Here is a 20,405-nt window from a genome sequence, read left to right on the forward strand (position 1 = left end):
ATAAAAAATGCCAAATTACCTAAAAATTAAAAATTTAGAGAAATCTGAGTTAAAAATTAACTCACTGAGCAAAAATAATCAATTTAATCAAGATAAATTCATGAATTGGATTGAATCTCCTAGTTATTCTTTTGTTATATTATTTTTTAAATTTATTAAGGAAGATTTTTATCAAACTGGAGATCTCTCTTTTTTCAAAACATACTTTGAAGATAACTGTAAGGAATTTCAAAATTATTTAGTTAACTTACAGGAAATAAATTGTACAGTTGTGAAAAATAGCTATATTTCAACAGATCTAATGCGTCCTGCAAAAGAAATGCAGCAAAAACTAATCCAAATGACTAATAAAATGTCGGAATTAGAAAAACAAGGTTGCGAAATTAGTAACACTATGCGTGATGAAATTTCTTATGAACAAAGGCGGTTTCAAAAGTTTAATGAAGACACTCTTGGCAAGTTTACCCCGGATCTAAAATCATTGCTTTCTAGCTACGACACTCTTGGACAATCAAATGACTTAACAAATCTAGATGCTATTCTAAAAAACAGAAATGGTTCGGAACTATTAGATACCTTTTTTTCTTCTGATGATGAATCAGAGTTAGAAGGTGTGGATAGAGCTTCTGCTTACTTGCTCCGTTGTACACACGCCTTATATGGTTCTATACAAGATCAAAATATAACCATCCAAACGAGTTATTGCCACTTTCAAAAAGAATTTACTTTCTATAATGAATTAGAAAAAGATATAAGACAATATAGTATAGATAAAAAAGGATGCTACTTTTATTTTTTAAATGAAGTAAATAATTCAAAATTAAATTATGGCTTATTTGTATATCATAAATTTAAAAAAATGCAGTTATGCTTTTATCATCCTAATCAAGGAATAACTGAGTTATCAGGTTCTGAACTTCCTAAATTAAAAAACATACTAGAAAAAATATTCAAAAAAAATGGAGACAACTACTGTTCATTTAGAATATTTCTTCCTATAAAAGATAAAAATATTACAATAGGGAATGAAGAGTTATTATCCTCTACATTATTTACTGTTATAAAACAATCTGCTTATTCATACAAAGAATATATACAAACACTAAAAACATTTTTCCTATCTAGTGAGCAAAAAGCAATAATAACATTCTGTAATGAATCACTTACATATTCTGCGGATGCTGAAGGAATTACAAATACTGTTACTGCATTTTTTTCAAAATTTTCTGAGTTTATTTTTAAAATAAAGTCAAATAATTTACAAATTCAAAATAAATCATTTTTTGTTTTTTTCTTAATTAATTACTTAACACGATTTAATAATTTAGCCAATAAGCAATTAAACACTTTAGAAATTGGTTTAGGTACTGATAAATTATCAGATTATGTATTAGATTTCTTTAATAGCAAAAATGAAAGAAAAGATTCCCTAAGTCAAAAAACAATAACTACAATATTTCTTGAAGTATATAATAATGTTTGCAAAGTAAATCATAGAATTCCATTTTCAAAATATTTTAAAAACAAAGAGTTGTCAGAAAAACAGTCTAACATAATTGATAAACTTTTTGAAAGTTTCGATTTAGATATTAAAACAACGCTAACTGATTGGAACCGCCAGGCCATAATCTATAATGAAAGATACCTTTCAGGAAGAATTGACGGTAAATATACTCCTAATTATTCAATTGAGTGTATTGGAAAAACTCCTACACCAAGCACTAAAGTACCAAATATTCAAGAATTACAAACTCACTTTGCAAAAGCAACTCAATGCCAAGATGTAAAATTTCTAGATTTTTGTTTAGGAGTATGTAACCAGACACATTTTTTTGGTTTAGGACACCTACTAGTAGCACACTTTAATATAAATCATAATGTTTTGATAGGATTGAGTAAAAAGTATATTTACATTCAAAAAATTGGGAAAAATAAGTATGATTTTATGATCCTATTTTATATTGATCAATATGAAAAAATTGGGGTAGAAACAAACAACCTTAAAAAACTAAAAGATCCTATTTACTTCAGTTATGTTTTTATGCTTGATACAGAAGCCCCACAACTTGTTGCAAAAAATATTCGTGTTGGTTTTCTTAATAAAACTAAAGAAACTCCTATTAATACAGTGATACAAAATCAAATCATGGAAGCCCTTCAAGATGAAATGCTGAATCAGTTTTATACCAATAAAAAGACAAATCTTTTGCAATTATCTAATTACTAAAAGACAAAATATCCTTTCTTTATAAAATGCACTTTTTCATGTATTATCAAATAGAAAATTTCTTGCATTATAAAAATTTTTTATTATAACAAGTTGTTTTATAGAGTAAGAGCTTTATTAGGAGAGTAAGATGAAGTATTTATGCGTTTTTTTTGTCTTTTTTATAACTAGTTGCATTCATTTTCAAACAATAAAAGTTATAGGATTTGATAAAGAAAAAAACACTGTTACTTTTATGGGTGAGGAATGGGATACGAAAGAAGAATATCAAAAAGAGGCAGACATTTACTGCAAGAAAAAAGCTAGTTTAATCAAAATGATTAGAGTTGCTGAAGGAACCAAAACGACTGTGGAAAGTGACAAAAATAATAATTCCACAAGCGCTAAAACTGTCCCCATAATACGTTATCAATACACATTTAAATGCGAATAAATGTCTAAATTTATTTAATTTATTATATATATTTTTATGAGTAAATATTTTTCATAATTTGTTTTAAAACAATTAATTTTGCTCAAAATTAATGAATACTAAGATTAGAAAAAAACACCATTTTTTTCCTGCTATTTTAAACATTCTTTAATTATTTTGATTTTTTCGAGTTTTTAGTTTTTTCCGAAAGATATAATTAAATATTTTTTCTTCAATATAGATTTTTTTAAAAATTTGGCTTAAAAAAATGTTTGTTCAGGAAGAAAAAGTAACAATACTCTTTTCTCACTACTTAAGAGTTTTCAATAAAATAAATTAGTCTTTTATTAACAAAAAGTTTGTAACTGTGGAATTTTTTAATTACAACAATTTAAATTTAAAGGTCATATTTATGAAAGTTAAAATTTCAAAACTGCTTTTCCTACTTATGTTTATTTCTAGTTGCAAAAAAAACGAGACAAGTGATAAAAATACAAATGAAATAAATTGGGGCCAGTGCGATAAAAGTACCAATTCATTACGAATTAGCTGCGCTAATATAACAGTTCCCATGAACTGGAATGATGAAAATAGCAAAAAAATAAATATAAGATTTATGAAAATAACTTCAAAAGAAAACAATCCAAATAATCAGACATTATTTTTTAATCCAGGAGGTCCTGGTGGTTCTGCAATTGAAATTGGAAAAGGATTATTAGAGACTGATTTTGCAAAAAATTATGATATTATTGCTGTAAATCCTAGGGGCTACAATGAAGTAAAATGTAACGACGATATATTTCCTTCCTCAATTATAGCTAACAATAAAGATCAATTTGAAAAAATAAAAAAACAAAGTTTAGAATATATTAAATCATGCTATAGTTTAAGCGGAGAAATTATTGATTATATTGATACAAAACATGCTGCTTACGATTTAGAAGCCGTAAGAAAAGCTTTAAATTTAAAAAAAATAAACTATCTGGGTGTCTCTTATGGAACACATTTAGGTGCAACATATGCAGAAATATTTCCTAATAGTATTGATAAATTAATATTAGATTCAGTCATCGATCAAACAATACCAATTGAAGAGAGGCTTAAATTTGAAACGCTAGAGACCAAAAATATTTACAACAAGTTTATCAGTTGGTGTAAAAATAGTAAAAAATGCGCTTTAAATTCTGAGCCAGATATAGAACAATATATCAACGATTTTTTTTCCAGTGACTTTTATTTTATAGATAAAAACATTGTTACTAAAGAAATGCTAAAAATTTATGTTTTAAATCAGTTATTAAATTTTAGTGATCTAGAAAATCTTTCCTTATTTTTGAAAAATAAAAATGAAATAAAAAACGAGAAAATTTCAATCAACTATTCTCTTGTATTCTTAACAAATTGCCTAGATAGAGCAAAAGAAGAATTTACTTTTGAAAAATATACTAATTTAAAAATTCTTAGCAAAAATATTTTCCCAAATTTTGCTGAAATTATGTCAGAATTTAGACTTAGTTTTTTCTGTTCTAACTGGAATAAGACCAGTTCAAATGAAATAAAAAGGTATAGTATAAATCCTAACCAAAAGGTATTAATTTTAAATTCTGAAGCTGATGCTCGGACTCCAAAAGGAAATGCCGAAAATTTACTCAATCAAATCCCATTTGGAAGATTGCTAATAAGCAAAGAACCTGGGCATGGAGTGTTTAATAGACCATGCATTAAAGAAAAAGTTCTTAACTACTTAAATAATGACATTCTTCCCAATAACTACACCTTGTGTGAAGAAAATGCTAATTTAATTGAGAAATCTTATTCATACTAAGATATTTGATCAAAAATACCTATCCTAAAATAAAATAATTTATGAGATGAATTTTGTTATAATAAATTATTGTTTTTTTTATTAAATAATATAATTTTGTGAAGTGTTAATGAATACATATAATTTTATTAAAATGTATTATCAAAATAAATATATTTAGCATCTAATTTTAAAGAAATTTTCTTCACAAAGATTATAAAAGAGATAAATAAAATGGAAGCATTGATCAGCAAAAGTGAAAATACAATCAAAAACAAATTGCTTTTTATTCCAAGTAAACTTAGTAAATGCTCTACATATGAAAATGATCAATACTTTATTTGCAAATCTCCATTTAAAACTTCTATGTTTAACATCGTCTGGATAAAAGGGATTATGCAGGAAAGTATTGAAAATGAACTTTCAAAAATTGTAAATATTTTTAACCCGCTTCCTTTTGCACTATGGATAGGGCCGAACACATTTCCAACAATTCCTGAGAAAATATTTAATAATTTAGGTTTTGTCAAAGAAGCTAATGAAATAGGAATGCATTTTGACCTTAAGTTCTTAAAAGTAAGTGATATTAGTTACAATTCATTAAGCATTATAGAAGTAAAAAATGAGCAAGATATGCTAAAATTTATTAGTGTACTTGAAGTCTATGATCCTTTAGTACGAGATTATTATCTAAATGTTTTAAACGAAATAAATAGCAATTCACAACCTTTTCGCTTTTTTTGCTTAATTCTAGAAGAGAAACCAGTTTGTATTGCCTCCTTGTTTTTTTATAAGAATTATTGTGGAATTTTTGATGTTTTAACAGGAGAAAGTTTTCAAAAAAAAGGGTATGCATTTAAATTAATGATTTTTTTAATGAACTATGCCAAAAATTATGGTTCCTCCCATATTTTTTTAACAGCTTCATCACACGCCGCCCTATCCCTGTATACAAAATTAGGATTTGCACGTCTTGGAAATTATGAATGTTATGAATATAAGCGATAATTTACTTTCCCTGAAAAATTTGTTATTTAGTTATATCAACTAAATTTTATAAATTTAGTAAATTTTTTACGACTATAAAAATTATGGTATTCTATGAATAGTATCCACTTTCTCCATGGTTTTTTAGGCTCTCCTAATGATTGGAGCATTTTTAATGATGATTTAATAAATCATTCATTCTTTTTTCATTCAATAGCTGATTACATGCAACCTAAAAAGCAAAATGATAAAACTCACTTTGATTCATGGGTCAACAATTTTAATTCTCATATTTCCAAAGAAAAAAATACTAAAAAAAATATCTTAGTTGGTTATTCTTTAGGAGGAAGGCTTGCATTACATTCTCTTGCAAGTAGTAATTTTTGGAATGCAGCAATTATAATTTCAGCAAATCCAGGACTAATAAATGAGCATGAGAAAAAAATAAGAATTAAAACAGATAATGAATGGGCAAATCGTTTTAAAAATGAAAAATGGGAAAATGTTATTAAAGCATGGAATTCTCAAAGTGTCTTTTCTAACTCGCAATTCTCAATAAATAGAAAAGAAAATACCTTTTGCAAAGCAGAAATTTCTAAAATGTTAAAAAATTATTCATTAGGTAAACAGGAAAATCTTCGAAATAAAATTAAGTTATTAAATATTCCTATTCTCTGGTTAGCAGGTGAAAAAGATCCAAAATATGTGAATATTGCTTATGAAATGCAAGAATTGAATAAAAATATTGCATTACAAATTATTCCAAATGCTGGACATCGAGTACCTTGGGAAAACCCTCAAGAGTTTAAAAGTATTTTGCATAATTTTCAGGTTTAAGTTAATTAATTATTTTGCAAGATTTATTTATTCTGTCAAAGAGTTGTTAACTTAAAATGGTGGATTCAGTTTCCATGAATCTTGTGAGAAATGCGCTTCATGCCATAGTTGATCTAAATTCATATAACTATCGCTGCTATTAACTCCTATTGTTGAAATTGGTATTCCAAGCAAATTTAAAGACTCTCTTAAAATGAATATTCCAGGTGCAATTTTATCGTCGCTTAATCCAAATGGATACCATGGTGAAAATATGTTTGCGGCAGGTTGTGCTAATTTATATTCCGCTCCAAATTGATTTATACAATTTAATTGAAATTCTTTTATTACATTTTCTGGATCATTTTCAGTTACTTTGAAATATTTTACTTTTCTTTGCTTTTCTTGGTAATAATTTGTTTTTTCGGTTTTTTGTAATGAAAAGCTCTCAATTCCTTTTACAGTAATTATATTTCCACAACCATCTTTAAGCCAATTCCATTTTGCTTCTTTAGTCGCACAAAATACAAATTTAGTTGTTTCTTTTGCAGATGAAATTTGTGGTGTAAGAATTGATAAAAACACAAAACTTATTACTGTTTTTTTGAAATTTTTATTCATATTTTATTTCCTTAAATAAATGATTTTTATCTGAATAAACAAAAATATTTGTAATTTTTGTTTATTCAGATAAAACATTAATTTTTTTTTGTGTCAAATTAAAATTGCTTAATTAATAAGGATTAAAAAATATCTATAGAATACCGAATAATTTTTTAAAAATATTTTTACATATTGATTATTTTAACTTTTACATAATAATTTAAAAATTGAAAAAATTTGAACAAAAAATTTAAAGTTTCAAACTTGAAAAGCTTTATTAAATACTATTGCTTTAAACTAATTATTTTAATAACTTATCTAACATCATAAACTAAAGTACTTAAATTAAACCCATTTTGCTTTGCTATATCAAGCAATTTTTGAAGAGTTTCAGAATCAACCATTTCATCACGAGTCAAAATCCAAAGCATATCTTTTTTAGGTGTTCCAACGACTGCATATTTATAGGAATCATCAACAAAATACACATAATAATTAACTCCTTTAAAAAAGTTAACAATATCAGTGACCCAATTAAAACTCACAAGTAAACTTCGACCGCTGAGATCTTTCGGATCTACCTTTGCTTTACCAGTAATATCTTTTATTGATCCGTCACTTTTAAAACAGGTATTGAGAACTTTTACATTCCCATCTTCCTTCATAGAGTATTCAGCAGAGGAAGAATTACAGTCCTTTTGAAAAAAAGTTGGCAAACGCGCTTGCTCATACCATTTCCCCAAGTACCTAGGAAGATCAAGATTACATCCAGATCCTGTAAAGCCATTACTTTCAATCCGACACATTGAATTTTGTGATGCAACATTGTTACTATTTGCATAGGATGTACAAGCATAAAGTAAACTAGAAATTATGATGAATATTTTTTTCATTTTAATATCTTCCAAATGTTAAATTTAAAGGGTTAATAAGAACCTTTATACCCTATTCACATTTTATTGTAAAATTATATGAAGTAAAATAGAAAATTTTACTATACCGTGATAGTACATAGTAATAAAAAAAATTTAACCGTCCAAAAAATATTATTTATCCGAATTTACTATAATTCCAAATATATTTTTAATAATTTAAAATTATATATAAATTGAAGAAATTTCATTTTTATGTTTTCTGTATTTCATGATATTTTCGTCCAAAGAAAATATTAAGCAACTATAATAATTACAAAAATCTTCAATACTGGATAAAAATAGGGACGGGCTATTTTTATGTAATTATTTATTTATTCCATAATCATGAAAGGTCAAAATGAAAAAAAAGACTTATAAATACATAAAATTGTATACACTGTTTATTTTTTCTCAATCTTTTGTAATTTCAAAGGGACATGCAACATACACATGTCCCATTACAAACGTTACACTCAAAGAACATAAATTATCAAAGGAGAACAATGTCATTAAAGTGAAAGATTCTTCACAAAATCCTGATGAAGTATTTAATATTTTTAAACAAGCAATTACAAAAATAAGAAATAAAGTTTCAAATCAAATAAGTGAAGCAAGAAATTTAAGAAATAATGGTCAGCAAACAAACGATATTGAAAAAATTGAAAAAAAAGAGGCTTTAATTCTCCATAATTTACAACATCAAAATTCTGAAATTGAAGCTAATTATGGAAAACGATTTAATGATCTTATAGCTAAAGAAGATCCAAAAGTTTTTTCTTATGCAAAATTTATAGAAGAAAATAGCAATGATGTGAAATTTGAAATTTACTCTATTAGTGGAGAGTATCATATTGAAAATCCACAAAATGAGAATACTCATTTTGCAAATGTTAAACCTGAGAATGAGAGAAAATTATCCTATTTTAAACCAATTGATCAACAATTGGCTGATAAGTATTACAAAGAAATAAGTGGTTCTAGCGAAAGTATAGATTCTTTAGAGAAAAAAATAGACAATTATATCATTAGTTACAAAAATGAAAATAAGCCTGATTTAAAAAATAAATTTATAAGATTAATGGAAGATAACTATAAAAAAATGATAGATACTTTTAACAAAACGTTAAATACATTTTCTCTATTAGATCATAAGGCTCAAGTACAAAACATTCACGAAGGACACGCTGAAAATGGAAATCAAACTAGATTTTCAGATGCCGAAGCAAAAATATTAGAAAAATTATTGGATCTTACTCCACCTTCACAAAGAACAAGAAGTGCAAATGACTTACTTAATGAGCATAGAAATTATTTAGCAAAATTTAAATCCCTTAAATTATACGATTTAAATCAGGATGTAAGAGGTACCTTAAAAATTTATACCTCACTAGAAACCTGTCCTTCCTGTAATAATGCTTATGTACTATTTGATGCTTTAAGACCAAATATTAAATTAGAAATTTATACTTTAGATAAAGAACTCCAGATGGAAGTTTATAAGACTAAATACTAAAAAACGAATTTTAAATTTTTAAAAATTGAGGGAAATGATGCTGGAAAAAGTATTTTTTACTAAAAATAAATTGATGTTATCAATATCTTTTATTTTTATCTTGAGTTGTGAAAAAAGAACTCAAAGTATTGAAGATGAGAACAAAAAAGAGCTTACAAGAAGTTTTAACGCAAACGGAAGTTGTGGAGGACTATTTTCAGAGAAAGAAGAGTTTTTTAATCAACTATCTGATGGTGAATTATATAAACTAAATTTTGAATTAAATTACTTATACTCCTTAAGCGAAGAAGATATTTTTTTAAAGTATGATTTATCTAAAAAAATATTAGAACACTTGGAAACAGTAAAAAGTAAATATAAGAATTTAGCAGAAAATAAACATTTACTTGATCTAACAAAAACATTACAAGATGAAATTGAAATTAACAAAAATAGAATAGAAACAGAATCAAAGTATCAAGCCTCTTTGTTTGAAAAAACATATAATAAATTAATTAAAAATAAAGATGAATTTTTCTTACTTGATTCATTAAATGAAGATGAAAGCAGTATTGAAATACTTAATACACAAAATGAAAATAAATACTATAAATCAATTAATGATAAAGAACTTAAAAATATTAAAAATTTTAAAGAATTTATCGAAAATCATTCAAATCAGTTTTACAGAAAAGTAAATCATACTGATCATTTTAACGTCTCGCAGCCATCAATTGGTTTATCGCACGCATTTTTATTAAAAAATGTTGTGGATTATTTCAATAGTGAGAATTCAGGGCAAGGAGAAGATGATTCAAATCCAACTCTAAGGAAAGTTATAAAAGCACAAGTATACACAAATTTGCTGCAATTAAGTTTGGATGTTGTAGATAGTGGTCTTAAAACTGCGCATATTGTAGAAATAATAAGAAGTAATGGGTTAAATAAATTTAATATATTCAGAACATTTTCTAACTATACAGCTAAAATTAATACCGGTTTAAATTTCTTAAATCTTGCATATGATTACTTTGAGTTAACACATTCCAAAACAAATGCAGAATTAACTCGTTACAGAACTCAATTCGGTTTTGATTCAACTTCCAGTGCATTTATTTTAGGGGGAATGGCACTTGGTGAAACTACAGCAGGTATATTTTTAAGTGGAATTGGTGAAATTTTTGGTGGTCTCGCAGTTGGATTTAGCTCATATGCTCAAGTCGCTGGAGATAATATTGATGTTGCATTGAATAATGCAAATTACTTTAGATTTTATGAAGAAGATCATAATAAAGTCTTAAATTCTGATACATTTGTCCCAAATTCCAATAATAAAACTATTTCTTTAGCTACTAAATACTTGAAAAGAAATGATAATACTTATAAGAAAGAACAACTTGATGTTGTCTTCCAAGAAATAGATTTAACTAAACAAGGTAGTTACAAAATTACTTTTGGAGATCATATTTCATATCCAATATCAAGACATGATCCTGATGCAATTTACTATCACCCTTTTGCTCCAAATCCAGAACTTATTACATCTTCTAAAGTTTATGTTAAATTTAGAGAGGCATTACAGTTACCTAAAGAAAAAGAATTTAGCCTTGATAATATTCAAAAAATTATTTTACCGAATCAGGCGCAAAGATTGATTACCTACAGACATGACATGTATGCTCCTTGGATTACATATCGCTATGATGCAGAAATGAATGCTGCACGAAAAATTCAAATGAATGCAAAATTTATTTTTGATTATAGCGTAATGCGAGGGGCAGGTGATAAAGCAATTTCTGAATTAAAGTTTGATTATCAAAATACAGATATAAAAATAAAATTAAATTCAAATAATTCTGGAATTCACTTTGTCTCTCCGCATGTCCATGATCGTGCTATAAATAAGATAAATTATAATTTTGAAGTTCTTGCTGAAAATTCACAAAAAGATAATGAATTTCATCTCCACTTAAATGGCGATACAAAGTATAGTATAATATCGCAAGAAAAAGATAATTGGCATTTTCATATAGATCATAACATAATAAATTCAGAATTTCTTGAAAGTGATAAAAAGCTCTCTTTGACTTATTTTAATAAACAACAGAAAAATTTAACAATTTCATTCCCTGGAAAAAAACCCGCAAAAATTTATATTCATGATAAATTTGGAATTACTTACTTAGTAAATGGAAATGGAGTAAATTCTTTAACTGCAGTTAAAGTTAATCTTGATTATAGTAATTTTAGTTCAAAATATGAATTGAATAATTTTATCAATCAAATAAGAAGAAATATTCCAAATGATCTAAGATATTTAAAAATAAACAATTACAAAGAATATTCAACAAGTAGTAAAGAAACAGCTTTTTATGACTTGCAAGAAAATTCATACATAAAAAGTGGTACAGACGCTGAAGATTTCAATATTCTTGGAAGAGTTCATTCTAAAGATAATTTACTATTTTATTCAAAAAATTATATATACAAATTAAATGAAAATAATCAAATCAATATTTCAGCTGTGAAAAAGGATTTATTATTAGATAATTTAGGAGTAAAAATATCTGATTTATTAAATTCTATTAAAACAAATGAAAACGTTATAAGCTTAGTTATAAACGAAAAAGATTATGCTAAGTATGACAAGAATAGCAAACAATTTTATTTATATGCAGACAATAAAATTCCTATTGGTGAGTCGCAAAAAAATCCAAATATTTTTTACTTTTTTGATAAAGAAAAAAATAAGTATTTTAGTATCGATAAAAATTATCTGAATCCAAGCAATTTTAAAATTACCTTGCAGTCTGGTGAAATTAAATTAGTATCTAATATAAAATACGAATGGGTTCTTGAACCTGATTCAGCTGACTCGCTCAAAAATTTGCAGAATACAAAAAAAATTGCTCTATTACTAAATGACATTCATAATTCAGCAAATAAAATTGAGGAAGAACGTTGCCAAAATTTAGGTGGCTCTTCTAATTCAATGCTTGAAAATTTAAAAATAACCCTTTGCAAAATAGGCAAAGATATAAATAGCAGTAATATAAATTATATTTCAACATATAGTTCACAAACTAAAAAGACTCTAATATTAGATGATTCTCAATCATCCTTTAAACAAATTGAATTTTTAACAGGTAAATACTTGTTTGAAGGAACTGGATATGAAAATTGGGGCGCCGGTGATTGGATTAGTTTAAATCCTCCATATACGACAAATCAGAAGCTGCTTGCATTTGGTGAACTCCCTAACCAATTTAATCCTTCAGCGGCTAATAATAGTGCGTTTTTAAGCGATGTGCGCTTTATTGATTCAGAAGGTAATATTTTAAGAGCAATTTCAGGTACGCAAAACTCAAATGCAAAAAATTACGGTATTGAAAAGAAACTCGAAAAGCCTTATGCGACATCTTTACTAGGTGCATTTGTCTATAATAACAAACAAGAAAATGCTGTTTATTTCTTAAAAAAGGACTTACAGTATGACAAACTTGATACTAGCTTCAATAAAGTTTCACAGGGAAATATAGCTGACTTATTTTATATGTTACCAGCTGATGAAATAAAAAATATTAAATATATATTAAAAACTGAGAATCATTTAACTTTATATAAAACAAAAGGCAAAAAATTTGATGGATACTACTTAATTCCTATCCAAGAAATTTTTGCAAAAGATGGGACACATAGTTTTTATTATGTTAAGTTGTAGGAATTAATTTTCCTACAGCAGGATTTCAAGATCAATTTCGTCTCTTATTGGTATCCCATAATCACCTATTTCGGGACATGGTTTTATTTTTCTCGTAAATTCCATTGAATTTAAATGTATTCCACAAATATGGAACCCTCTAGTTTGATAAAACCTTAAAGCATCTAGATTATCATTATGTGTCATTAAGTAAATTCGTTTGCATTGCTTATTTTTTGCAATTTCTTTTAGACGTGCTATTATTTGTGTTCCAATGCCTTTAAATTTTTCGAACACTTCAAAAACGACAATTTCACAATCATCGCCTTGCAGATCATAAAACAAGAATCCTACCCAAGTATCATTCAATTGCGCAATAATACCGTTTAGTTTACTTGGATAATAATTTTTTGTTCTTATAACTAAAGGCTCTCCACCCCAATGTTTTTTCATCTTTATTAGGGTTTGTGAAGAATCATCAGAAGTTGTTTCCCTGAATATTATATTTTGCATTAATTATCCTTAGTTATTAGTAAAACTGAGATAGAAGAAGTCACTTTTACCATATCAATAGAGATAATGCCAAAAGAATCATCACACTTCCCGAAATATAACGTATATACTTTATTTTAGATAATAAAATTTTAGCAGCTCTATTTGCTATTAGCAAATAAGTAAACATTGATAAAACAACCACAGAAATTTGTATTAAAGACAAAATAAAAGTTTGAATTAAAATATTTTTTTCATTAACTATATAATTGGGTAATAAAGTTATGTATAAAAATAAAATTTTGGGATTTGTTAAGCAACAAATTAAAGATTCATAATATAAATTAATTTTATTAGGTTTTATTACTGGTTCATTTTTTTCAAATTTAAAATTATCTTTATTACAAATATTTTTAATTCCTAAATATATTAGATAAAAAGCACCAATAAATTTTAAATAGGTATAAAAATTTGTTGAAAATTTAAAAACACCTTGGACTGAAAATGAGCTAATTAAGGCAAATACAATTAATCCAGATAAAATACCAAAAATTGCAAATATCGCATCTTTCAATTGGTATCTTAGCCCATTATTTATCATCAGTACAACATTTGGCCCTGGTGTGAAGGCTAACAAAAAGACAGTAATAAAAAAAAGATAGTACATAATATTATGAATTCACTATAGTAAATTGAAATTTTTTCGTACAAAAAGACAAACAAAATATAAGTAAGTCAAGCTATATTACATTAAATTTTAAAGAATTGGAAGAAATAAAAGTAAACAGGAAAAAATTATTTAATAATTTTTCATTTTTTTTATAACATATTTTTAATTTTGTTTAAAAAATATATAAATATTTAATTAAAATTGGTTTATTTATACCAAATGTGAAATTTTTAAAAATTCATGTGTTAAATTTTTGCAAGAAATTACAATTATTTAATGTAATATTATTTTTTATTAAATAGTACTAATCAATATTCTAATGAAATAAAAAAATTTTAAGCCATAAGAAAATATCTAAATTTATAAAATAAATGAATTGACAAATAGTATTGTATCATACAAGATTGCCAAATTAAATTTTTTATATAATGGAGTATATATGGCTTTTGCTTCAATTGTATTTGAGAACCCCAAGACTGGGTTGATGAAAGAAGCTCCTGTAGGGTTTTCATGGACTGTTTTTTTCTTTGGATTTATTTCACCTTTGTTTAGAGGTGATTGGAAATGGAGTTTGATAATACTGCTTTGTCAATTTGCTACTTTAGGTATTAGTAATTTTTATTTCATGTTTAAATATAATAAACTCTATATAAAAGACCTTGTTTATTCTGGATATAAAGCAAAATCAATAACAAAGTATGATATTAATTTTGCATCTATGCGAATTGGATTTAAAATACCCCAGTTAACTTAATAAAGTTTTGTAAAATTGAATTTTTGAGGGTTAATCTTCTTTGTAATTAGTTATAAGAAGCTCAAATATTTTGCCTCTTTTAGAAGTATTTGAATTTATCATACGTTTTGCCTCTACTCTAAAGATATTAAAATCTTGGTAAAGTTTATCAAAAAAATCATCACCCGTAGCACTCATTGGATCTGAATTACTCAGCATTTGATAAATACCTTTTTCATTCATTTTTTTAAAAATATCTGCTAATCTTACTTGGTGTGAATCATTAAACACTCCAGTATAGGCATTAAAATTTGAAGTATCAGTTAACGGTCTATATGGCGGATCATAATAAATAAATACGTCGTTACTTTTAACCATAGAGAAAATATTTTCAAAATCACTTTGTAAAATTTCGGCTATTTGAAAAGCTTTGGATACCGCATAGATATTCTCACTATCAAGAATTTTTGGATTTTTATAGTTACCATAAGGAACATTAAAACCACCCTTACTATTCACTCGAAATAGCCCATTAAAACAAGTTCGATTCAAAAATATTATTTGACTTGCTCGAATTGAATTTAATTTAGTATAGGAATTTTTCCGTTTTGAATTAAAATCATCTCTAACTTTATAATAGAATTCTTCTCTATCAGAATCTTTTAGCAACAAATACTTTTTTTGCAACTTTTGTAAATTTTCAACTAATTGATCTGGCTGTTTCTTTATTATTTTATACAATAAAATTAATTCAGGGTTAGCATCTAAAATAATAGCTTCTTTAATGTAATTTGAGTTATATAAATCAAAAAATACAGCACCACCTCCAAAAAAAGGTTCGATATATTTCGTAATTTTTGTTCCAAGATTTTTAGGATATTTAGCTGTGAGCGCTGGTAAAAGTTGAGTTTTACCTCCTGCCCATTTCAAAACTGGTTTAGCAGGTGAATCCACTTTAGGTATTGCTTTTGCTACTGGTGCTATTTGTGAAACAATGGTTTCCATAAATTATTTATTTTCCTATCAAATTTATGAAACTTGAATGAGGTTTATTCCTAACCAAATCAGTTTCAATATACTGAGAAGATATTGAACATGGAGTGATTTTACAAGTTTTCTAAAATTAATAGATAATTCCAAGTCCTGTATTTAATACAGATTGATATTTTCAATGTATTGTATTTTTCTATTTTTAATTAAATGAATTAATTTGCCATTTTTCTATCTTATAGCATGGTGTCAGGTCAAATATGAACAATCCTACATATTTTCAAAATAGGAATTCTAGCCTTTTTCTTGACAGCAATTTCCAAGAAAATGTTTATGCACTAGCCTCTAACGGTAGGAATTATCAGAAGTGGAATATTACTCAAATTGATGCAACTGATCATCCAAATATGGTAAGTATTACAAATGTAGTAACAAAGTATGAGGTTATCACTTTCCAATTTGGCTGCTAAGTTAGTAAAACAATCATTTAGATGTATCCTACTGGCTATATTTCTTCTATAGAGTTTCAAATTAATTTAAATTATGCAATGATATGAATGATTTTTTAAATTTAAAAATTATTAATTTTTGCTTATTTTTAGGAGATATATGAATTTATTAAAAATAAAAACTTTCTATAAATCTTTCCTTGGATTTATTTTATTTTTTATATTTATAAAAGTATCATTAGCCAATGATCTTTGCTCATCTCCTTGGAAAATTGGAATTTATGATAATCCACCTTTTCAAACATCTATTAACGAAAAGGAAAGTGGTCTGGATATTGATATTATTACTGAAGTGGCAAAAAAACTCGATTGTGAGGTTTTATTAATTAAAATACCTTGGAGCAGACAATTTTATGAAGCCAAAACGGGAAGGCTCGATATCATAATGGGTGCTGGTAAAAGAAACGATAGAGAAGAATATTTATATTATTTAACACCTTATAAAAATCTTCCTTCAGTTGTTGTGTTCATGAATAATTCTAAATCTCCTAAAGCATTTACTTTAAGTAATTTAAAAAACATGAATATTACTATTGGGGCTTTAATAGGTGCGGTATTTAGTGAGGAATATGAACATTTAATAAAAGATCCCTTATTTTCCTCAAAAATTGAACTTTCTTCTAAAACTGAATTAATTATTAATAAATTAAGGTTAGGAAGAATAGATGGCGCTTTTTTCACTGGAATATTAGAAGTAAAAAAACTGATGCCGAAAGAGTACAATAACAATGAATTAATTATTTATCCGATATCTTCTATTGACTATGGATATTTTGCTTACAGCAAAAAAACTTTTGACCTTCTAAAGGCAAAAAAAATAGATAAAGTAATTCAAGATTTGAATTCTGATGGGACATTAAAAAAACTAATGAAAAAATATTTCAATCAAAATGAGATAAAAAGTATATCTGTTGCTAACTAAAACTTGTTACATAATATTTTTATAAGTCGCATAAAAATTACATGAAATATTATATGCTAGTTTACAAAAATTTGTTTTCAGTCTCTAAGGATTTTTTATGCATCTAATTATTAATTGGATATAGTAAACTAAGGGAATTTTACTTGCTAGTTTATTTATTCATTTACTTTTTTGCGACGTATTATAATAATTAAAAAAAAACTATGATATTCAAAACTATCTTAAATTCTAATCTGTAACAGATCATTACAATCTTTTAAAAGCAGATAATAATTGATAATTATTATCAAATAATCTATTTTGCACATGCAAAGAAACTGGAGTGATATTTATAAACAAAATCAATCTTATCAAAATGATTCACAAAGCGGGGATATCTCTTTCAACTCTTGGCAGTTTAACTATCAATAAATTATCTACATTAAGTTATCCGTGATGCCTTCTTTTTCCTAAAGTAAGAGGAAGACGTTGTTTTTTAAGTAAAAATTATAATTAAAATTTGATTTTTTTAAAATTTAAAAATATTTAACAATTTGGAGGTGATTTCTATGCCATTAATTCCTTGTCCTACTTGTGAAAAACAAATTTCTTCGAATGCATACGCTTGCACAAACTGTGGTGAGCCAGCGAAAAACCTTAAAAATTTAAAATTAAATTCAAAATTCTATCGTATACTATTACCGATTTCTCTTATATTATTTATATTTATAACACTTTATCCAATGGTTTATAAATTTTTTGTTAGAGAATGAAAAGACACTTCTATAACAACTAAATAATAATTACAAATCAGAACATGTTACTTTTAGAGAATCCGTAAATCTTAAATGTGTGATCTAAATTATATAAAAACAGACAACTATGTTGCTCAAAGTCCTCAAGACTTTTCAGCTTTTATTTTTTTCATAGCTAGAAAAGATAATATCAAACACGTTACAGCACATGGCCGAAGACATACAACCATTACTTTCTTAGCTAGAGCAGACCATTCTATGCAAGTATTACAGAAAATAACTAGACATAAAACTTCTGATATGACAACAGCATATGTTGAAGCAACCCAACTTCCTGTTACCGGTGTTACTGCTAGTATTGATGGGATTTTGGGTTGAGGATCATAACAAAATATTTTACGTTAATTAAATAAAACATTAATTATAGTAATTAGTTTTCTAAAGTAGAAAAAATCATTTAATAAAATTCAAAAGAAAATTTCTTACATAGAAAAATAAAATAGAAATGCAGTACTTCTTTCAGTGGGTAGAATTAAGTTCATGCAAATACCCCCTCATATCCTATGTATCTAAATAGCTTGTTTTTTTGGTGTACCTGAAGGGTTGTTATTTATGAATTTTCCGAATTTTGATGCTTAGCGGGCTTTTTATATTCAAAAATACAAAAAATTGATTCTTACTTGATTCCTTATATTCAAAAAAGTACGATTTTGAATATAAGGGATTCTCTTATATTCACTTTTAACAAAAAATGAATATAAGGGAAACTCTTATTTTCACTAGTTGAAGAGATTACACTCTACTTTACTAGCAATATAGTACATGTAGGGTATTTTATTAAAGGAAAGATAAAGGTAAATCAATAAAATGATTGAAAAAAATACTAAACAAAATAGGGCAGGAAAATACTTACCTCAAATTGCAAGAGTAAATGGCATTAACTATAAAGCTTTTATTCCTAGCCCCTTACCTCCAACTCCTGCAATTAATTTTGATTTGGAGATGATTTCTATTCTATCCAAAGCAGATCTCTAACTAGGAAGATTAAATGGGTTAACTTCTATAATTGCTGACCCAGATATTTTTGTTTATCTTTATGTCAGAAAAGAGGCTTTACTGAGTTCACAAATTGAAGGAACACAATGCTCTTTAGAAGATATATTACTTGATAACGACTCTTTATTTGAAGAAAAAAATGCTGACATTGAAGAAGTATCAAATTATGTTTCAGCAATGAATCAAGGACTTAATAGACTCAAAGAGATACCTATTTCTACAAGACTTATCAAAGAAATTCATAAAATTCTTTTAAAAGGTGTAAGAGGATCTAAAAAAACACCCGGTGAATTTAGAACAAATCAAAATTGGATTGGTAATATTAATAGTACTTTAAGCAATGCCGAATTTGTTCCTCCACCTCCTGAAGAGGTAAATAAACACATGAGTGAATTAGAAAATTATATACACTCAGATGATGACCTTCCTGCATTAATTAAAGCTGCACTAATTCATGCTCAATTTGAAACCATTCACCCTTTTCTTGATGGAAATGGAAGACTAGGAAGATTGCTAATTACATTCGTGTTATGCAGTTGGAATACTATTGAAAAACCATTATTGTACTTAAGTTATTTCTTTAAAGCTCATAGAACCGAATATTATGCAAGACTCATGGATATTCGGAATAAAGGTGATTGGGAAGGCTGGATTAAATTCTTTTTAAGAGCAGTAGCCGAAACCGCTAAGATAGCTAACTATACAGCTATTGAAATTCATAGCATTCATAATAAAGATTTGACAAAAATAAATTTAAATAAACCGACACCTATTATGCTTCAAATTTTTCATAAATTATGTTTTTTTCCTATCATTAATATTTCAATATTAGAAAAACATATAAAAGGTTCTTCTCAAACAACAATTCAAAGAGCAATAAATAATCTAGAAAAAATAGGCATTATTAAAGAAATAACAGGACAAAATAGAAATAGAAAGTATGCTTATTTAGAATATTTAAATGCTTTAAAAAGAGATACTACTACTAAAGTGGGTTAACTACACAAAACATTCCTATGACGACCCCAGCAAAAATCGAACTGGCTTTGCCGGATTTTTTCTTTTTGCTTCAAATTTCTCGAATTTAAATAACTTAACAATATCAACTTAGGCACCTCATACGAGTAACAAACCTGCCAAACTGTAAAGCAATGAATTTGGGACAACAAAATTTTTTGTGAATATAGCAATTCTTCTCGGCTTCATCGGCATGGCCGGCAGAAACATTTGAAAGAAAACTTTAATAAGTACTAATTCTCTAAAATAGCACCAACTAAAAAATGACTTGTCTTTAATCAGATTCTTATAAAAAGCTTTAAACTAGAAAAGTAGGAACTCATCTGT

Annotated in this window: 17 protein-coding genes and 1 pseudogene; 13 read left to right on the forward strand and 5 right to left on the reverse strand. The window is 26.4% G+C overall.

Features of this window, described 5'->3' with window-relative positions; translation table 11 throughout:
- The first annotated feature begins 7 nt into the window (after nt 1–7).
- The 5 genes from QEJ31_RS02615 to QEJ31_RS02635 all read left to right on the forward strand — a co-directional run bounded on the left by QEJ31_RS02615 (nt 8) and on the right by QEJ31_RS02635 (nt 6,267).
- Nucleotides 8–2,227, forward strand: coding sequence for a hypothetical protein (locus QEJ31_RS02615; protein ID WP_280592239.1), 2,220 nt, complete (start codon nt 8–10; stop codon nt 2,225–2,227).
- 130 nt (nt 2,228–2,357) lie between these two features.
- A complete protein-coding gene (locus QEJ31_RS02620) occupies nt 2,358–2,660 on the forward strand; it encodes a hypothetical protein (RefSeq protein ID WP_280592240.1) in 303 nt (100 codons plus the stop codon).
- Nucleotides 2,661–3,051: 391 nt separating this feature from the next.
- Nucleotides 3,052–4,464 carry an alpha/beta fold hydrolase gene (locus tag QEJ31_RS02625; protein ID WP_280592241.1) on the forward strand — a complete coding sequence of 471 codons (1,413 nt, stop codon included), beginning with the start codon at nt 3,052–3,054 and terminating at the stop codon, nt 4,462–4,464.
- Nucleotides 4,465–4,677: 213 nt separating this feature from the next.
- A complete protein-coding gene (locus tag QEJ31_RS02630; RefSeq protein ID WP_280592242.1) occupies nt 4,678–5,451 on the forward strand; it encodes a GNAT family N-acetyltransferase in 774 nt (257 codons plus the stop codon).
- 93 nt (nt 5,452–5,544) lie between these two features.
- Nucleotides 5,545–6,267, forward strand: a complete 723-nt coding sequence (locus tag QEJ31_RS02635; RefSeq protein WP_280592243.1) for an alpha/beta fold hydrolase — start codon at nt 5,545–5,547, stop codon at nt 6,265–6,267.
- Between the two features lie 51 nt (nt 6,268–6,318).
- On the opposite strand, the gene QEJ31_RS02640 is transcribed toward QEJ31_RS02635, so the two are convergent.
- On the reverse strand, nt 6,319–6,867 hold the full coding sequence (locus QEJ31_RS02640) for a hypothetical protein (RefSeq protein WP_280592244.1): 549 nt from the start codon (nt 6,865–6,867) through the stop codon (nt 6,319–6,321).
- Between the two features lie 296 nt (nt 6,868–7,163).
- A complete protein-coding gene (locus QEJ31_RS02645; RefSeq protein WP_280592245.1) occupies nt 7,164–7,742 on the reverse strand; it encodes a lipocalin family protein in 579 nt (192 codons plus the stop codon).
- A 379-nt stretch (nt 7,743–8,121) separates the two neighbouring features.
- On the opposite strand from QEJ31_RS02645, the gene QEJ31_RS02650 reads away from it, so the two are divergent.
- Nucleotides 8,122–9,276, forward strand: coding sequence for a hypothetical protein (locus tag QEJ31_RS02650; protein ID WP_280592246.1), 1,155 nt, complete (start codon nt 8,122–8,124; stop codon nt 9,274–9,276).
- A gap of 37 nt (nt 9,277–9,313) precedes the next feature.
- A complete protein-coding gene (locus QEJ31_RS02655; RefSeq protein ID WP_280592247.1) occupies nt 9,314–12,976 on the forward strand; it encodes a TcdA/TcdB pore-forming domain-containing protein in 3,663 nt (1,220 codons plus the stop codon).
- Between the two features lie 12 nt (nt 12,977–12,988).
- On the opposite strand, the gene QEJ31_RS02660 is transcribed toward QEJ31_RS02655, so the two are convergent.
- Nucleotides 12,989–13,468, reverse strand: coding sequence for a GNAT family N-acetyltransferase (locus tag QEJ31_RS02660; RefSeq protein ID WP_280592248.1), 480 nt, complete (start codon nt 13,466–13,468; stop codon nt 12,989–12,991).
- A 46-nt stretch (nt 13,469–13,514) separates the two neighbouring features.
- Nucleotides 13,515–14,114, reverse strand: a complete 600-nt coding sequence (locus QEJ31_RS02665) for a LysE family translocator (protein ID WP_280592249.1) — start codon at nt 14,112–14,114, stop codon at nt 13,515–13,517.
- Between the two features lie 442 nt (nt 14,115–14,556).
- Here QEJ31_RS02665 and QEJ31_RS02670 point away from each other — a divergent pair, with 442 nt between their 5' ends.
- Entirely contained in the window at nt 14,557–14,871 is a 315-nt protein-coding gene (locus tag QEJ31_RS02670) for a hypothetical protein (protein ID WP_280592250.1), read from the forward strand.
- 30 nt (nt 14,872–14,901) lie between these two features.
- Here QEJ31_RS02670 and QEJ31_RS02675 read toward each other — a convergent pair whose 3' ends face one another.
- Entirely contained in the window at nt 14,902–15,855 is a 954-nt protein-coding gene (locus tag QEJ31_RS02675; protein ID WP_280592251.1) for a DNA adenine methylase, read from the reverse strand.
- A 245-nt stretch (nt 15,856–16,100) separates the two neighbouring features.
- Here QEJ31_RS02675 and QEJ31_RS02680 point away from each other — a divergent pair, with 245 nt between their 5' ends.
- From QEJ31_RS02680 to QEJ31_RS02705, 5 genes and pseudogenes are all read left to right on the forward strand, one after another.
- Nucleotides 16,101–16,310, forward strand: a complete 210-nt coding sequence (locus QEJ31_RS02680; RefSeq protein WP_280592252.1) for a hypothetical protein — start codon at nt 16,101–16,103, stop codon at nt 16,308–16,310.
- Nucleotides 16,311–16,449: 139 nt separating this feature from the next.
- Nucleotides 16,450–17,271 (forward strand): transporter substrate-binding domain-containing protein, encoded by an 822-nt coding sequence (locus QEJ31_RS02685; RefSeq protein ID WP_280592253.1) that lies wholly within the window; start codon nt 16,450–16,452, stop codon nt 17,269–17,271.
- 827 nt (nt 17,272–18,098) lie between these two features.
- Entirely contained in the window at nt 18,099–18,383 is a 285-nt protein-coding gene (locus QEJ31_RS02690) for a tyrosine-type recombinase/integrase (RefSeq protein ID WP_280592254.1), read from the forward strand.
- 489 nt (nt 18,384–18,872) lie between these two features.
- Entirely contained in the window at nt 18,873–19,040 is a 168-nt protein-coding gene (locus QEJ31_RS02695; RefSeq protein WP_280592255.1) for a hypothetical protein, read from the forward strand.
- Nucleotides 19,041–19,052: 12 nt separating this feature from the next.
- Nucleotides 19,053–20,060: pseudogene (locus QEJ31_RS02705) on the forward strand (Fic family protein); the annotation flags it as partial.
- Nucleotides 20,061–20,405 lie beyond the last annotated feature (345 nt).

It is taken from the genome of Pigmentibacter sp. JX0631, assembly GCF_029873255.1.
Classification (GTDB): Bacteria; Bdellovibrionota_B; Oligoflexia; order Silvanigrellales; family Silvanigrellaceae; genus Silvanigrella.

What these genes read in the sequence shown, in the direction of transcription:
- QEJ31_RS02615 (WP_280592239.1), top strand. Translation starts at nt 8, where the DNA reads ATGCCAAATTACCTAAAAATTAAAAATTTAGAGAAATCTGAGTTAAAA.
- QEJ31_RS02620 (WP_280592240.1), top strand. Translation starts at nt 2,358, where the DNA reads ATGAAGTATTTATGCGTTTTTTTTGTCTTTTTTATAACTAGTTGCATT.
- QEJ31_RS02625 (WP_280592241.1), top strand. Translation starts at nt 3,052, where the DNA reads ATGAAAGTTAAAATTTCAAAACTGCTTTTCCTACTTATGTTTATTTCT.
- QEJ31_RS02630 (WP_280592242.1), top strand. Translation starts at nt 4,678, where the DNA reads ATGGAAGCATTGATCAGCAAAAGTGAAAATACAATCAAAAACAAATTG.
- QEJ31_RS02635 (WP_280592243.1), top strand. Translation starts at nt 5,545, where the DNA reads ATGAATAGTATCCACTTTCTCCATGGTTTTTTAGGCTCTCCTAATGAT.
- QEJ31_RS02640 (WP_280592244.1), bottom strand. Translation starts at nt 6,867, where the DNA reads ATGAATAAAAATTTCAAAAAAACAGTAATAAGTTTTGTGTTTTTATCA.
- QEJ31_RS02645 (WP_280592245.1), bottom strand. Translation starts at nt 7,742, where the DNA reads ATGAAAAAAATATTCATCATAATTTCTAGTTTACTTTATGCTTGTACA.
- QEJ31_RS02650 (WP_280592246.1), top strand. Translation starts at nt 8,122, where the DNA reads ATGAAAAAAAAGACTTATAAATACATAAAATTGTATACACTGTTTATT.
- QEJ31_RS02655 (WP_280592247.1), top strand. Translation starts at nt 9,314, where the DNA reads ATGCTGGAAAAAGTATTTTTTACTAAAAATAAATTGATGTTATCAATA.
- QEJ31_RS02660 (WP_280592248.1), bottom strand. Translation starts at nt 13,468, where the DNA reads ATGCAAAATATAATATTCAGGGAAACAACTTCTGATGATTCTTCACAA.
- QEJ31_RS02665 (WP_280592249.1), bottom strand. Translation starts at nt 14,114, where the DNA reads ATGTACTATCTTTTTTTTATTACTGTCTTTTTGTTAGCCTTCACACCA.
- QEJ31_RS02670 (WP_280592250.1), top strand. Translation starts at nt 14,557, where the DNA reads ATGGCTTTTGCTTCAATTGTATTTGAGAACCCCAAGACTGGGTTGATG.
- QEJ31_RS02675 (WP_280592251.1), bottom strand. Translation starts at nt 15,855, where the DNA reads ATGGAAACCATTGTTTCACAAATAGCACCAGTAGCAAAAGCAATACCT.
- QEJ31_RS02680 (WP_280592252.1), top strand. Translation starts at nt 16,101, where the DNA reads ATGAACAATCCTACATATTTTCAAAATAGGAATTCTAGCCTTTTTCTT.
- QEJ31_RS02685 (WP_280592253.1), top strand. Translation starts at nt 16,450, where the DNA reads ATGAATTTATTAAAAATAAAAACTTTCTATAAATCTTTCCTTGGATTT.
- QEJ31_RS02690 (WP_280592254.1), top strand. Translation starts at nt 18,099, where the DNA reads ATGTGTGATCTAAATTATATAAAAACAGACAACTATGTTGCTCAAAGT.
- QEJ31_RS02695 (WP_280592255.1), top strand. Translation starts at nt 18,873, where the DNA reads ATGATTGAAAAAAATACTAAACAAAATAGGGCAGGAAAATACTTACCT.